12 protein-coding genes are annotated in these 14874 nt (G+C 72.8%); 7 read left to right on the top strand and 5 right to left on the bottom strand.

Annotated elements, in window-relative coordinates; translation table 11 throughout:
* Nucleotides 1–83 precede the first annotated feature (83 nt).
* From AC07FV_RS04380 to ybaK, 4 genes are all read left to right on the top strand, one after another.
* Nucleotides 84–1661 (top strand): oxidoreductase, encoded by a 1578-nt coding sequence (locus AC07FV_RS04380; RefSeq protein ID WP_479084524.1) that lies wholly within the window; start codon nt 84–86, stop codon nt 1659–1661.
* A 280-nt stretch (nt 1662–1941) separates the two neighbouring features.
* On the top strand, nt 1942–2964 hold the full coding sequence (locus AC07FV_RS04375) for a hypothetical protein (RefSeq protein WP_479084522.1): 1023 nt from the start codon (nt 1942–1944) through the stop codon (nt 2962–2964).
* Nucleotides 2965–2975: 11 nt separating this feature from the next.
* Nucleotides 2976–3716: an LON peptidase substrate-binding domain-containing protein gene (locus tag AC07FV_RS04370; protein WP_479084520.1), complete on the top strand. Its 741-nt coding sequence runs from the start codon at nt 2976–2978 to the stop codon at nt 3714–3716.
* 13 nt (nt 3717–3729) lie between these two features.
* Nucleotides 3730–4236, top strand: a complete 507-nt coding sequence (gene ybaK, locus AC07FV_RS04365; protein WP_479084518.1) for a Cys-tRNA(Pro) deacylase — start codon at nt 3730–3732, stop codon at nt 4234–4236.
* A gap of 184 nt (nt 4237–4420) precedes the next feature.
* On the opposite strand, the gene AC07FV_RS04360 is transcribed toward ybaK, so the two are convergent.
* From AC07FV_RS04360 to AC07FV_RS04345, 4 genes are all read right to left on the bottom strand, one after another.
* Nucleotides 4421–5128, bottom strand: coding sequence for an AAA family ATPase (locus tag AC07FV_RS04360; RefSeq protein ID WP_479084516.1), 708 nt, complete (start codon nt 5126–5128; stop codon nt 4421–4423).
* A gap of 34 nt (nt 5129–5162) precedes the next feature.
* The gene (locus AC07FV_RS04355) at nt 5163–5987 is read right to left on the bottom strand and encodes an ABC transporter permease (RefSeq protein ID WP_383648895.1); all 825 of its coding nucleotides are present in this window, start codon (nt 5985–5987) and stop codon (nt 5163–5165) included.
* Nucleotides 5988–6097: 110 nt separating this feature from the next.
* The gene (locus AC07FV_RS04350) at nt 6098–7072 is read right to left on the bottom strand and encodes an ABC transporter ATP-binding protein (protein ID WP_479084889.1); all 975 of its coding nucleotides are present in this window, start codon (nt 7070–7072) and stop codon (nt 6098–6100) included.
* A gap of 131 nt (nt 7073–7203) precedes the next feature.
* Complete coding sequence (locus AC07FV_RS04345) at nt 7204–8421, bottom strand: NYN domain-containing protein (RefSeq protein ID WP_479084514.1); 1218 nt, start codon at nt 8419–8421, stop codon at nt 7204–7206.
* Between the two features lie 228 nt (nt 8422–8649).
* Here AC07FV_RS04345 and AC07FV_RS04340 point away from each other — a divergent pair, with 228 nt between their 5' ends.
* On the top strand, nt 8650–8817 hold the full coding sequence (locus tag AC07FV_RS04340; RefSeq protein ID WP_479084513.1) for a hypothetical protein: 168 nt from the start codon (nt 8650–8652) through the stop codon (nt 8815–8817).
* A 102-nt stretch (nt 8818–8919) separates the two neighbouring features.
* Here AC07FV_RS04340 and dnaE read toward each other — a convergent pair whose 3' ends face one another.
* Nucleotides 8920–12459, bottom strand: coding sequence for a DNA polymerase III subunit alpha (gene dnaE, locus AC07FV_RS04335; protein WP_479084511.1), 3540 nt, complete (start codon nt 12457–12459; stop codon nt 8920–8922).
* Nucleotides 12460–12716: 257 nt separating this feature from the next.
* Here dnaE and AC07FV_RS04330 point away from each other — a divergent pair, with 257 nt between their 5' ends.
* Together AC07FV_RS04330 and AC07FV_RS04325 are read left to right on the top strand one after the other, a co-directional pair.
* A complete protein-coding gene (locus AC07FV_RS04330; protein WP_479084510.1) occupies nt 12717–14054 on the top strand; it encodes a DUF2252 domain-containing protein in 1338 nt (445 codons plus the stop codon).
* 69 nt (nt 14055–14123) lie between these two features.
* On the top strand, nt 14124–14831 hold the full coding sequence (locus tag AC07FV_RS04325; protein ID WP_356608174.1) for a hypothetical protein: 708 nt from the start codon (nt 14124–14126) through the stop codon (nt 14829–14831).
* Nucleotides 14832–14874: the final 43 nt, after the last annotated feature.

Raw genomic sequence — 14874 nt, 5'->3', positions numbered from 1 at the left:
GTGTTCAGAGGGTCACTCAGCGGGCATGAACAGTTGTACGAAGAGTGAGCGACCGGCGAGTAGGTGGGAAGGGAGTGAGTGCCGTGACCGAGGGGACGGGCCACCGTGACGGAGAGCTGCCGGACGACCTCACCGCCGCCGAGGCCGGCATGTGGCAGGCGTTCCGCAACGGCAGTGTGTACGACCTGCGCAGCGGCGACTCGCTCGTCGACGATCCGCACGGAGGGCACCCGTGGGGGCCCGAGCGGACGGTGCGCGCCCGCATCATGTGCTGGCTGCTGCTCGACGGCCCCCCGGCGCTCGCCGGCCGGGTCTCCTCGCTCCAGCTCGTGGGCGTGCGGATCAGCGACACGATGGACCTGGCGGGCGGCACGGTGGTGCCGTACGTGGAGCTGCGCGGCTGCCGCTTCGACCGGGAGCTGCTGCTGCCGGAGACGCGTTTCACGACCGTGCGGCTGGTGGACTGCCACGTGCCCCGGCTGGAGGCGGCCCGGTTGCAGACCGAGGGCGACCTGCATCTGCCGAGGTCGCGGTTCCCGGGCGGGATCCGCCTCACGGACGCGCAGATAGGCACCGACCTGCTGCTCAACCAGGCGGTCGTGCACCGGGACCGCAGCGGACGGTCCATCGCCGCGGACGGCCTGAGCGTCGGCCAGGACCTCCAGGCCGAGATGCTGGAGTCGTACGGCGAGGTGAGTCTGCGCAGCGCCCAGGTCGGCGTCTCGCTGAGCCTGCGCGGCGCCCGCCTGCTGAACCCGTACACGCGGCACGCGCTGAACGCCCCGCAGCTGACGGTGGAGCGCACCCTGTACATGACCCCGGCGGGCCTGGGCAGCCCGCTGCTGCGGGGCACGACCCCGGCGCAGGGGACGCGGATCCAGCGCTTCGAGTGCGAGGGCGGGGTGCGGCTGGACGACGGGCGGTTCGGTGACGCCGTCGACCTGGAGCACGCCCGGTTCACCTTCACCGACGACCAGGAGCTGTCGCTGCGCCGGGTGCAGACGCCCGAGCTGCGGTTCCTGGGCGAGCGGCCGGCGCGTGGCCGGGTGGTGCTGTCGGGGGCGCGGGTCGTCAACCTGATGGACCGCGCGGCCAGCTGGCCGGGGCCGGGCCGGCTGCACATGGGCGGCTTCGCCTACGAGAACCTGGTGCCGCGGGGGCCGTTCCCGCTGGAGAAGCGGCTGCGGTGGGTGGGCGCGGCGACCGCCGAGTACAACCCCGAGCCCTACGAGCGCCTCGCCGCGGTCCTGCGGGCGTGCGGCGAGGACGAGGACGCCCGCGAGGTGCTGCTCGCCAAGCACCGCCGGCGCCGCGAGAGCCTGCCCATCGCCGCCAAGCTCGTGGGCTACGCCCAGGACTGGACGGTCGCCTACGGCTACCGGCCGGGCCGGGCCGCGGTGTGGATGGCGGTGCTGTGGGCGGCGGGCTCGCTCGCCTTCGCGCGCGCGGACCCGCCTCCGCTGAAGGGCGGGGAGCATCCGGACTGGAACCCGGCCCTCTTCGCCCTGGACCTGCTCCTGCCCGTCATCGAGCTGGGCCAGGCCGGTTTCTGGCAGCTCCACGACGGCTGGCAATGGCTGGCGACGGCCCTGATCCTCCTCGGCTGGATCCTGGCGACGACGGTGGCAGCGGGCGCGACCCGCCTCCTGCGCCGCAGCTGATCCCGGGGGCTCCTGGGGCTCTTCCAGGGCTCCGGGGGCCGGAACGGCGCGGAGGGCTCCGGGCGACGACGCTGCCACCCCCGGGACGGGCGACGGGCCCCACGGGGCGGGCGACGGGCCCCACGGGCCGGCCGGGTACCACCGCGGCGGTACCCGGCCGGGAGGGCACACGTGGGCACGGGACCGTGCCGAAGAGGCCCGAGAGGCCCGAGAGGCCCAAGAGGCCGAAGAGGGGGACGAGCCGCACAACCATCACGAACCGTCGGCCGTCGTACAGGCCATGCTGCGCGCGTTCCTACGGACGGCGACCCGGGCCCGCTCCCGGGCGTCACGGCTCGTCCCCGACGACGACGTGCTCCTCGACGCGCCCGACGACCGCCTGGCGCCCGCCCTGGTCGCGGCGGCCCGCGGCGAGCACGCTCCCGCGGCCGCCCTCCTGGCCGGCACGCGCGAGCACGCCGAGTGGGAGCACCGCGACCGCTACGCGACCCGGCTCGCCGCCTTCGCCCGCTCACGCGCCGAGTGGCTGGAGCACTGGCGTGCCGCCGACCCGGGCGACCCCGACGCCCGGCTGGTCGGCGCCCGGCTCACGGTGGACCGGTGCGCGGACTCGCCCGACCGCGCCGCACTGCTGCGCCAGGTCGCGCCCGCGGTCACGGCCGCCGCCGAGGCCGCGGGCGCCGACCCGGTGCCGTGGCGGACCGCGCTGGACGCGGCCCGCGGCGCCGGCGCCCCGCACGCCGAGTTCGAGCGGCTGTGGGCCCAGGCCGTCCGCCGCTCCCCGCACCACTACGGGTGCCACGTCGCCGCCCTGGAGTACCTCGCCGCCGCCTCGCCCGGCGCCCACCGCGAGTGCCTGGACTTCGCCGAGCGGGCCGCGCAGGACGCTCCCGAGGACGCGCTCCTACGGGCCCTGCCGCTGCGGGCGGCCTTCACCTGCCTGACGGCGGACGGTGACGGCGCGAGGGGCGTGCCCCGGTCCCGCCTGGACGCGGCGGCCGACCGCGCGATCGTCCTCTCGGCCGCTCATCCGGAGGCCGACCCCTGGCCGGCCGAGCTGCGGAACCTGCTGGCGTACGTCCTGGTGCGCCTCGAACGCCACCAGGACGCGGCCGAGCAACTGCGTCTGACCGGCCCGTACGTCACGTCCTTCCCGTGGGACCGGGACGCGGACGACCCGCTCGGCCGCTTCCTCCACGTGCGCGCCGACGTCCGCGCGCACGTGGCCCGCGGACCGGGTGCGACAGGTGCAGGTCATCCACGAAGTGGGCACGGCCGCCACGTCCGCCCCGGCGACCATTAGGCTTCTGCGTCGTGACCACCGTCCGGCTTCCGCTCTTCCCCCTGAACTCGGTCCTTTTCCCGGGACTGGTGCTCCCGCTCAACATCTTCGAGGAGCGCTATCGCGCCATGATGCGCGAGTTGCTGAAGACCCCCGAGGAGGAATCGCGCCGGTTCGCCGTCGTCGCCATCCGCGACGGCTACGAGGTGGCCCAGAGCGCCCCGGGCCTGCCCGACCCCACGACCACGCTCGAGCGCGGGCCGGCGGCCGGGTTCGGGCCCGACCCGCTCAAGGCGTTCCACAAGGTGGGCTGCGTCGCGGACGCGGCGACGATCCGCGAGAAGGCCGACGGCACCTTCGAGGTGCTGGCCACCGGGACCACCCGGGTGCGGTTGCTCTCGGTGGACGCTTCGGGCCCCTTCCTGACGGCCGAGCTGGAGCCGCTGCCCGAGGAGTCCGGTGACGAGGCGGGGGCGCTGGCCGAAGGGGTGCTGCGCTCCTTCCGGCAGTACCAGAAGCGGCTGGCGGGTGCCCGCGAGCGGTCGCTGGCGACCGGCGCCGACCTGCCGGACGAACCGGGGGTGGTCTCCTACCTGGTCGCCGCCGCGATGATGCACGACACGCCGACGAAGCAGCGCCTGCTCCAGGCCCCGGACACGGCCTCCCGCCTGAGGGACGAGCTGAAACTCCTTCGCGCGGAGACGGCCGTCATCCGTACGCTGCCGTCCCTGCCGGCGTCGGACCTGACGCGCGGCCCGACGAGTCTCAACTGAGGAACCGGCCCGGATGGCGAAGAAGGCGAAGAAGCAGCAGCAGGCCGGTGGCGGTACGCCCGCGACGGTGGCGCTCGCGGCGGCGGGGGTGACGTACACGGTCCACGCGTACGAGCACGACCCCTCGCACCCGTCCTACGGCGAGGAGGCCGCCGAGGCGATGGGCGTCGCCCCGGAGCGGGTCTTCAAGACCCTGGTCGCGGACGTCGACGGCGCGCTGACGGTCGCGGTGGTGCCGGTGGCGGGCCAGCTCGACCTGAAGGCGCTGGCGGCCGCGGTGGGCGGCAAGCGCGCGGCGATGGCCGACCCGGCGCTGGCCGAACGCACCACGGGCTACGTGCGCGGCGGCATCTCCCCGCTGGGCCAGCGCAAGCGGCTGCCGACGGTGCTCGACGCGTCGGCCTCGGGGCATGAGACGGTCTGCGTGTCGGCGGGCCGCCGCGGCCTGGAGGTCGAGCTCTCCCCCGCCGACCTGGCCGGACTGACGGACGCGGTGATCGCCCCCGTAGGCCGGCCCTAGCTCCCGCCGGGCGGACCGCCCCCGTCCGGGGCGGGCAGGGGCCGCAGCGGAACGCGGAGACCCGCCGTCGCGAGGGCCCTCCGAGGAGGCCGGGGCGGCACGGCACGGGCGGCACGGCACGGCACGGGCGGCACGGCACGGGCGGCGCGGCGCGGGCGCGGCGCGGGCGCGGGCGCTGCCGGGCCTACGCCGGCTTCTCCCCCTGGGGTCCCGGCGGGTACTGCTGGGGCGCCGGCCACGGATCGGGCTCCGGATCACGGGGCCCGAAGAGGCCCGTCAACCCGAGGTGGACCACCAGGGCCGCCACCGACCACGCCAGCAGCGCCCCCTTGGCGCCGAGCTTCAGCGGCGCGGAGAAGGTCACGCCCTTGCCCACCTCCCTGGCGTGGGCGATCACGTCCTGCGGGGGCCCCAGCCACACCCCGACCCGCCACGCCAGCAGCGATCCGAGCAGCCCGCCGACGCCGAGCGCCACGACCAGGGGCACGCCGCCGCGCCGGCGCAGCAGGAAGACGACCACCGCACTGAGCGCGCCGAACGCCAGGGCGAGCAGGGTGAACGTTCCGTCCACGCCGACCGCCTGCTCGCTCTCGGACTCCTTGAGGTAGACCACCCAGCCGTCGCCGACCACGTCACCGACGAGCGGCACGGTCGGCGCGAGCTTCCACCACAGCACCCCCAGCAGCGCGCCCGAGAGCACCATCGCCACCACGGCCGCGGCGGCCTGCCGCACTTCGGTCCACATCCCGGGGCCGTCCTGTTCGCCGTGCCGGTCGTCCGGGGCGCCGGACGCGGTGCCCACCGCGTGCGCTCCGACGGGCGGCGGCACCGGCCCGCCCTGGTACGACGAGCGTTCGTTCGGTGGTGGTGGCGGAGTCAGAGGTGCGGTCACCCCGCCATCGTGCCAAACCCGCCTGTGCGGCGCGTCACCGGACGGCGGCCCGGCGGTACGCCCAGGTGGCGACGGCCAGCGAGATCACGCCGACCACGGCGCAGACCGCGAGGTCACCGAGGACGAAGGCCCAGTCGGGCCGCTCCCCGAAGGTGCGCGCAAAAGCCTCCACGCCGTACGTGGAGGGCAGCAGGTCCCGGGCCAGGCGGACCGCCTCGGGCATCCGTTCGGCGGGCAGCACGCCCAGCAGCAGCGCCGCCGACATGCCCAGCTGGCCGAGCAGCGTGGCGAACTCGGGCCGGGGGGCGAGCAGGCCCAGCGCCGCGCCCAGCCCGGCGAGCGCGGCGCCCGCCAGCGGGATCACGGCCACCAGCACCCACAGATGGGTCATCGGCAGCCCGAACAGCAGGCATCCGAACACCGCCGTCACCACGGTCCCCGGCACCGTGAAGGACGCGTACGCGCCCGCCGCGCCCAGCACCACGGCGGCCGGCGGCACCGGCAGCGTCGCGTAGTGGTCGAGTCCGCCGCTGGCCCGGAGCTGGCCGAAGTACTGGGCGAGGAGGTTCAGCGCGACGAAGGCCACCACCAGCACCGCGGACCCGGCGACCACGGCCTGCGCCTCGCCGCCGCCGTCCACGACCCCGCGCATGAGGATCATGATGCCGATCGACTGGAAGGTGGCCACGAACAGCAGCGGGATGCGCGCGACCCGGGCCCGGGACAGCTGGGCCCGGTACACGGCCACCAGAGAGGGCCACAGCCGCGCCTTGGGACCGAGCTCGGCCGCGCCTTCGGCGCCCTGCTCCTCCGCGGCCAGGGCACCGCCCGGCAGGACATCGGCGGGTACGACAGTCACGTCGAGCTGCTCCCCTTCGTCGGGTCCTTGGAGGCTTCGCCGGGGTTCGTTCGAAGCGGTCGCCCTGTCGGGTACGGATGCGGCGGCCGAGGTGCTCACCGTGCGCGTGCTCAAGCCCTCACCAGTCCTTGTCGCGCGGCGCCGCCCAGGGCCAGGTAGACGTCCTCCAGGCTGGGCGTGGCGAGGGTGAAGTCGTCCAGCGCGGCGAAGGCGGCACCGCCGGTGACGGTGGCGACGACCGCGCGGGCCTCCTCGGGGGCCAGCCGCAGCGTCCAGCGGCGGCCCGACTCGGTGACCCGGTCGCGCAGGGCGGCGACCTCGGGCACGTGCAGCGGGGCCGTCTCGCGCCACACCAGGTCGACGCGGACCTCGCCGGCCACCTTCTCCTTGAGCCCGGAGGGCGTGTCGCAGGCGATCACGCGTCCCCGGTCGAGGACGGCGACCCGGTCGAGGACGGTCTCGGCCTCGATCACGTTGTGGGTGACCAGCAGCACGGTCGTGCCGTGCTCGGCGCGCCGCCGGTCGACGGCCGCCCACACCGCGCGCCGGGCCACCGGGTCCATGCCGGTGGTCGGCTCGTCCAGGACGAGCAGCGGGCGCTCCCCCACCAGCGCGGCGGCGAAGCAGGCCAGGCGGCGCTGGCCGCCGGAGAGCTTCTTGATCGGCCGTGCGGCGATCGGGGTGAGGCCCAGTTCGTCGAGGACGGCGTCCCGCTCGGCTCGCGCGTGGCGCGCCTCCAGGCCGCGCAGCCGTCCGGTGGTCTCGGCGGCGAGCGACACGGTCAGCTCGTCCAGGGCGCTGGACTCCTGCCCCAGGTAGGCGAGGATGCGCGCGGCCCGCTCCGGGTGGCGCACGATGTCGTGGCCGAGGATCTCCACGCTGCCGCGGTCGGGCCGCATCAGGCCGGTGAGCTGGCGTACGAGGGTGGACTTGCCCGCGCCGTTCGGCCCGAGCAGTCCGAAGATCTCACCGCGGCGGATACCGAGGGTCACGTCGTCGGTGGCCCGTACCTCGGGAGTGGCGGGTACGCCGCGCCTGCCGCGTACCGCCGGGTAGGTCTTGGTCAGTCCGCGCACGGCGCACACGGCAGCGCCACCGGGTCGAAGTGCCTGTGCCGCGCGCGTACTCACAAGGGACGAGACTACGGGGTCCGCCCCCGCGCCCCGTCCTCGGGTCCGCCCATAAGTGTCGATTCAGCCGGGGAGAGCCGGGCGTCTCACTCCGCCACCGGGGTGCGTTCGGTGGCCGTACGGACGTCGATCTCGCGCCAGAACCCGGCCCGGATGGCGTACCGGTCGTGCTCGTCGATCTGGTCGTCCTTGTGGGCCAGCAGGCCGAAGCGGGCCGCGTAGCGCAGCAGCTCCCCGTCGACGCGGTGCGGGATGCGGGGGTACATCCCGGAGAGTTTCTGCAGGTGGCCGTGGTCGCCGAGGCGCTCCAGCCAGCGACGGGCGAAGACCTGTCCGACCTCGTAGGGGTCGCCGCCGACCGTGGTGATGTCCTCCTCGCGGTCGGCCCAGCGCTGCTCGGCCGTGGTGAGCTGGGCCAGCGTGGGCATCGACGCGGCCTCGGCGGGCTCGGCGGCGGGCCGGTCGACCCAGCCCTTGTCGGAGGACCAGCGCAGGGTGGCGGTCGGCGGGTGCGGGGCCGGGTGGGCGCCGGGGGCGCGCAGGGCGGCCAGGTCCTTCGGGGTCGGGACGCCCTTGGCGGGCGGCACCCGCTCCTCGCTGCCGTTGCGGGCGGCGGGGGCCGCCGTCGTGGGGTGCTCGGGCTCCTCGGCGCGCCGTTCGGCGGCGGCGGTGAGGGCGGACTCGGGCAGCGGCGCGGAGAGGATCGCGGCAATTTCGGGGCGGGGCACGGGCGGCGGGGCGCAGATCCCGCCCAGTTCCTTGGCGCGGACGGCCTTGGTGATCCACACCCGGTCCAGGACGCGCCGCTCGTCGGCCTCGGCGACCAGGTCCTCGGACTGGTTGTAGTCGCCGTCGGCGGCCTGCACGGCCCACAGGTGGACGGCGACGCCGTGCTCCTTTGCCGCCATCATGCCCGGCAGCAGGTCGCCGTCGCCGGTCACCAGGACGACGTCGGAGCAGGCCCGGTTGCGAGCCAGCTCGGTCAGCTCGGCGTGCATCGCGGCGTCGACGCCCTTCTGCGCCCAGCGGCCGTCACTGCGTGTGAGGGCGCCCAGGCGGACGGTGACCCGGGGCATCACGCGCAGCCGGCGGTGCTCGGGCTGAGGGACGCGGTCGGGGGCGCCGTCGAACCAGTAGATGCGCAGCAACGGCTGCTGCGTGTCGGACTCGGCGCGTTCGCGCAGCCCGTGGATGAGGGCGGCGTGGTCGACGGTGATGCGCGAGCGTGAGGGCTCCCCGGCGAGGAGGCTCGCGGCGGCGCCCAGCAGATACCCGGCGTCCACCAGGACGATGCAGCGGTCCACGCGGTCCACCCTCTTTCCGGGAGGTTTGCTTCGGGCTTCCTTGGAGTCTGCCCGACCACACGGAGGTTAACGGCCGGAACTCGATCTTCGGCGTGGCGTTTCGGTGCCCCGCGCGCCCCGGCGAGCCGCGTCACACACGGTAATTGCCCGATATGCGTTCTTTGTTGGGCTATGTAAACCTGAAGTCGGTCCTGGCCCCTAAAGATCCCCCTCAGGAGGTAGATCACCATGGCCAAGAACAAGAACAACCGTGATCGTAAGCAGCCCCAGGCCGACCGTGCCCCGCAGCGCGCCGAGGCGGCGGTGCTGGACCGCGAGGAGCAGCACACCCCGCAGCTGGTGACGCCCGGCGACGCCGGCGCCCGCAAGCGGCAGAAGCGCTTCGGCCACAACTGACATCCGCGGGACGGGCCGTTGCGGCCCCCGCGGAGACGAGGGGCGCACCCGGACTCGGGTGCGCCCCTCGCTCGTCGCGCGCGCTCGGGCCCGCGGGCCTGCTCAGCCCGCCAGGCAGGACGGCCCGAGCAGCACCTTCAAGTCGCCGAAGAGCGCCGGGTCGGGCTTCACCCGGTGCCGGTCCAGGCGCAGCACCGTCGTCTTCGTCGGGCCCTGGAGCTTGATCCGGACCTCGCTGTCGCCCCGGTGGTGGGTGAGGATCTCGCCGAGGCGGCTGACCATCGGCGGGGTGACGCGGGTGGCCGGGATGGTGAGGACCACGGGCGCGTTGGCGCCGGCGTTGGACAGGTCGGGGATCATCAGCTCCATCGCGACCAGCCGCGGCACGTCCTCCCGCTTGTCCAGCCGCCCCTTGACGAACACCACGGCGTCCTCCACGAGTTGGGTGGAGACCAGCTGGTAGGTCGCGGGGAAGAACATGCACTCGATGGAGCCCGCCAGGTCCTCGACGGTCGCGATGGCCCAGGCGTTGCCCTGCTTGGTCATCTTGCGCTGGAGACCCGAGATGATGCCGCCGATGGTGACGACCGCGCCGTCACCGAAGTCACCGCCGGTGAGCTGGGAGATGCCGGCGTCGGCCTTGTCGGAGAGCACGTGCTCCAGGCCGAAGAGCGGGTGGTCGGAGACGTAGAGGCCGAGCATCTCCCGTTCCTGCGCGAGCAGGTAGGTCTTGTCCCACTCGTCCTCGCCGAAGACGACGTCGAGTCCGAAGCCGGGTTCGTCGGTCTGCTCGTCGCCCATGCCGCCGAAGAGGTCGAACTGCCCCTCGGCCTCCTTGCGCTTGACCGCGACCACGTTGTCGATCATCGGCTCGTACTGCGCGGTGAGGCCCTTGCGGGTGTGCCCCATCTCGTCGAAGGCGCCGGCCTTGATCAGGGACTCCGTCGTCCGCTTGTTGCAGACGACCGCCTCGACCTTGTCCAGGTAGTCGGGGAAGGAGCCGTACTTCCCCTTGGCCTTGCGGCACCTGATGATCGACTCGACGACGTTGGTGCCGACGTTGCGGACGGCGGAGAGGCCGAAGAGGATCACGTCGTCGCCCTGCGCGGCGAAGTTCGACATGGACTCGTTGACGTTGGGCGGCAGGACCTTGATGCCCATGCGCCGGCACTCGTTGAGGTAGACGGCCGACTTGTCCTTGTCGTCCTTGACCGAGGTCAGCAGGGCGGCCATGTACTCGGCCGGGTAGTTGGCCTTCAGGTAGCCGGTCCAGTACGAGACCAGCCCGTACGCGGCCGAGTGCGCCTTGTTGAAGGCGTAGCCGGCGAAGGGGACCAGCACGTCCCACAGGGCCTGGATCGCCTCGTCGCTGTAGCCGTTCTTCCGGGCGCCGGCCTGGAACAGGACGAAGTTCTTCGCCAGCTCGTCGGGCTTCTTCTTGCCCATCACGCGGCGCAGGATGTCGGCCTCGCCGAGCGAGTAGCCCGCGATGATCTGGGCGGCCTTCTGGACCTGCTCCTGGTAGACGATCAGGCCGTAGGTGACCGCCAGGACCTCCTGGAGGGGCTCCTCCAGCTCCTTGTGGATCGGCGTGATCTCCTGGAGGCCGTTCTTGCGCAGCGCGTAGTTGGTGTGCGAGTCCATGCCCATGGGGCCGGGACGGTAGAGCGCGGAGACGGCGGAGATGTCCTCGAAGTTGTCGGGCTTCATCAGCCGCAGCAGCGAGCGCATCGGGCCGCCGTCGAACTGGAAGACGCCGAGGGTGTCGCCGCGCTGGAGCAGTTCGAAGGTCGTGGGGTCGTCCAGGGGCAGGGAGAGCAGGTCGAGGTCGACGCCCTTGTTGGACTTCACCATCTTGACGGCGTCGTCCATGATCGTGAGGTTGCGCAGGCCGAGGAAGTCCATCTTCAGCAGGCCGAGCGACTCGCACTGCGGGTAGTCCCACTGCGTGATGGTCACGCCGTCCGTGTGCCGCACCCAGATCGGGGCGTGGTCGACGATCGGCTCACTGGACATGATCACGCCGGCCGCGTGCACGCCCATCTGCCGGACCAGGCCCTCGACGCCCTTGGCGGTGTCGATGACCTTCTTGACGTCCGGCTCGTTCTCGTACATCGCGCGGATCTCGCCGGCCTCGCTGTACCGCGGGTGCGTCGGGTCCGTGATGCCGTTGAGGTCGATGCCCTTGCCGAGGACGTCGGCGGGCATGGCCTTGGTGAGCCGGTCGCCCATCGCGTACGGGTAGCCCAGGACGCGCGCGGAGTCCTTGATGGCGTTCTTCGCCTTGATCTTGCCGTACGTGCCGATCATGGCGACCTTGTCGGCGCCGTACTTCTCCGTCACGTACCTGATCACCTCGACGCGCCGGCGCTCGTCGAAGTCGATGTCGACGTCGGGCATGGAGACGCGCTCGGGGTTGAGGAACCGCTCGAAGATCAGGCCGTGCGGGATCGGGTCGAGGTCGGTGATGCCCATCGCGTAGGCCACGATCGAACCGGCCGCCGAGCCTCGGCCCGGGCCCACCGCGATGCCCTGGTTCTTGGCCCACATGATGAAGTCGGCGACCACGAGGAAGTAGCCCGGGAACCCCATCTGGATGATGACGTCCATCTCGTACTCGGCCTGCTTCTGGCGGTCCTCGGGGACCTGGCCCGAGAAGCGGCGCTCCATGCCGCGGCGGACCTCCTCCTGGAACCAGGTGACCTCGGTGTAGCCGTCGGGGATGTCGAACTTCGGCATGAGGTCGCGCTTCTCGAACATGCCGGTGGTGTCGATCATCTCGGCGATCAGGCGCGTGTTGGCGCAGCCCTCCTGCCAGGCGTCGGAGGAGTCGATGGCGTACATCTCGTCCGTCGACTTCAGGTAGTAGCCGGTGCCGTCGAACCGGAAGCGGTCCGGGTCGGAAAGGTTCTTGCCGGTCTGGATGCACAGCAGCGCGTCGTGGGCGGTCGCCTCGTGCGCGTACGTGTAGTGCGAGTCGTTGGTGACCAGGGGCGGGATGCCGAGCTTCTTCCCGATCTCCAGGAGGCCGTCGCGGACCCGGTGCTCGATCTCGATGCCGTGGTCCATCAGCTCCAGGAAGTAGCGGTCCTTGCCGAAGATGTCCTGGTAGTCGGCGGCCGCCTTGAGTGCCTCGTCGAAGTGGCCGAGGCGCAGCCGGGTCTGCACCTCGCCCGAGGGGCAGCCGGTGGAGGCGACGATGCCCTCGGACCACTGGGAGATGGTCTCCTTGTCCATCCGGGGCCACTTCTGGAGCCAGCCCTCGGCGTACGCGTCGGAGGAGAGCTTGAAGAGGTTGTGCAGGCCCGTCCGGTTCGTCGCCCACATCGTCTTGTGGGTGTAGCCGCCGGAACCGGAGACGTCGTCCCGCTTCTGGTGCGGCTGGCCCCACTGGATCTTGCGCTTGTTGCGGCGCGACTCGGGGGCGACGTACGCCTCGATGCCGATGATCGGGGTGACCCCGGCCTTCTTCGCGGAGTGGAAGAAGTCGTACGCCCCGTGCAGGTTGCCGTGGTCGGACATGGCGATGTGCGACATGCCCATCTCGTTGCAGGCGTCGAACATGTCCTTCAGCCGCGCGGCACCGTCCAGCAGCGAGTACTGGGTGTGGACGTGCAGGTGCGTGAACGGCGGCTTGGACACGTTCGGCCTCCTGTGGGAAACGAGGGGTGACGGGCCGGCGGCGGGCTGCGGTCGGTCCGGGGGGTCAGCGTCGAAGTCTATGCCTCGCCACTGACACTCCGAGGCGTTCCCCGCGTACCTTCGGGGGGCGGGTCCGCGTGTCGGGGCGGGCCCTCGGCTCGGGCACTCCCGCACCCCTCGGAACGTTGGTCCGGGGTGGAGGATCCGCTCCGCCCGTCACGCACCATCCGTACCATCCGCACCAGGAGGCACCAGGCATGTCGGTTCCGCAGCTCAACGAGGAGCGCGGCGAGGAGATCCTCGCCGTCTTCGACACCGCCTTCGGTCAACTGCTGGCCGCGGACCCCGCGGCGTTCCGCGTGAAGTTCCGGAAGATGGCGGCGTCGGCCTTCGCGTTCTACCGCGGCACCGCGAGTCTCTTTTACCACGATTTGACCGTCGACCAGGAGTTCGGTTCGGCGGGCGGCGGCCCCTACCTGGACGAGCGGACCTCCCGGGTGTGGATCCACGGCGATCTGCACGCGGAGAACTTCGGCACGTACATGGACTCCACCGGCCGGCTCATCTTCAACGTCAACGACTTCGACGAGGCCTACGTCGGACCCTTCACCTGGGACCTCAAGCGCTTCGCCGCCTCCGTCGCGCTGATCGGGTACGCGAAGGCGCTCAGCGACGAGCAGATCACCGAGCTGGTGCGGGTCTACGCGGGCGCGTACCGAGAGCGGATCCACGCCCTGGCCACCGGCGCCAAGAGCGACGAGGTGCCGCCGTTCACGCTGGACACCGCCGACGGGCCGCTCCTGGGCGCGCTGCGCGTCGCGCGCTCCCTGACCCGGTTCGGGCTGCTGGAGTCGATGACCGAGATCCGTGACTTCGAGCGCCGCTTCGCCCCGGGCGGCGGCGCCGTCGAGCTGGACGCGGCCACGCGCTACAAGGTGCTCGCGGCCTTCGACGGCTACCTGGAGACGCTCCCCGAGTCGTCCCTGACCCGCCCCGACTCCTACCGGGTGAAGGACGTCGTGGGCCGCCGGGGCATCGGCATCGGATCGGCCGGCCTGCCCTCGTACAACATCCTCCTGGAGGGCAACAGCGACGCCCTGGAGAACGACGTCGTGATCTACATCAAGCAGGCCCAGACCCCGGCGGCCGCCCGGCACATCACGGACCAGGCGATCCGGGACTACTTCCGGCACGAGGGCCACCGCACGGTGATCTCCCAGCGCGCCCTCCAGGCGCACGCCGACCCGTGGCTGGGCTGGACCGAGCTGGACGGGTCGGGCCAGCTGGTCGCCGAGGTCTCGCCGTACGCCGTGGACCTGGACTGGGGCGACATCGACGACCCGGAGGAGATCGGCGAGGTCGTCGCCGACCTGGGCCGGGCCACGGCCGCCATGCACGCGGCGGCGGACGACCAGTCCGGCGAGTCCCTGGTGCCGTTCTCCACCGAGCGGGCCATCGACGCGGCGATCGCGGCCGACGAGGAGGGCTTCGCCCCGCTGCTGGTCGACTTCGCCCACCGGTACGGCGCACGCGCGCGTGCCGACCACCAGACCTTCGTCGACCTCTTCCGCAACGGCCGGATTCCGGGTCTGTAACCGTCGGCTCTCGCACAGGAACCCTTTAGGAGCCCCTTACCGGGGCCCGTGACAGACTCTTCTTTCGCCATGGACATCTCCGGAACCCCCCTCAGAGCCGTGCGCGCGGCGCTCTTCACGGCACTCGCCGTGACGCTCAGCACCGCGTCGCACGTCCTGCTGTCCGGGGTTCCGCTGCCGCTGCCCGCGGTGGCCGCGGTCGCCGCCGTCGTGTTCCTGATCGCGTACGCCCTGGCCGGGCGGCGCGAGCGGGGCTTCGGGCGGATCGCCGCCCTGCTGATCCCGCTGGAGCTGGCCGCCGACACGCTCTTCACCACCGGCCAGCACGTCTGCTACGGCCGGGCGGGCGGCCCGGTCGCGGGCCCGCTGCGCTCCGTCGGCTTCGACGTGCTGTGCGGCGACGGGACCGGCGTGCACGCGGGCGTGACCGCTCCGCTGAGCCGGGTCACCGGTGCCGAGTCCGACCGGCTGGCGACCGTGCTGGCCGACGCCGGACCCGCGAGCGCCTGGCTGCTGCTCGGCGCGCACGTCGGCGTCGGCCTGCTGGCGGCCGCCTGGCTGCGGCGCGGTGAGCGGGCCCTGGCCCAGTTGCTGAGCGCGGTGGCGGCGACCACCTTCCGGCCGCTGCTGCTGGCCGTGGCGGCCGTGAGCGTGCGCCGGACCCCCGCGGCGCGCCGCGCGACCCCCCTGGTCCGCCGCACCGTCGACGCCCGCGAGCGGATCCTCACGCACTCCCTGGGACGGCGCGGACCGCCCTGCCCGGTCGCCCTCGTGTGACACGACCCGAGCGCGCGGCGGGCGCACGACGCGCCGCCGGGCA

It is taken from the genome of Streptomyces sp. NPDC045956, assembly GCF_056430705.1.
Note: the sequence above shows the minus strand (reverse complement) of the source record. Positions and strands in the feature narration are given on the sequence as shown.

Excerpts from the sequence above, each read along its gene's own strand:
- AC07FV_RS04375 (WP_479084522.1), top strand. The coding sequence starts at position 1,942 with ATGCTGCGCGCGTTCCTACGGACGGCGACCCGGGCCCGCTCCCGGGCG.
- ybaK (WP_479084518.1), top strand. The coding sequence starts at position 3,730 with ATGGCGAAGAAGGCGAAGAAGCAGCAGCAGGCCGGTGGCGGTACGCCC.
- AC07FV_RS04340 (WP_479084513.1), top strand. The coding sequence starts at position 8,650 with ATGGCCAAGAACAAGAACAACCGTGATCGTAAGCAGCCCCAGGCCGAC.
- AC07FV_RS04330 (WP_479084510.1), top strand. The coding sequence starts at position 12,717 with ATGTCGGTTCCGCAGCTCAACGAGGAGCGCGGCGAGGAGATCCTCGCC.
- AC07FV_RS04325 (WP_356608174.1), top strand. The coding sequence starts at position 14,124 with ATGGACATCTCCGGAACCCCCCTCAGAGCCGTGCGCGCGGCGCTCTTC.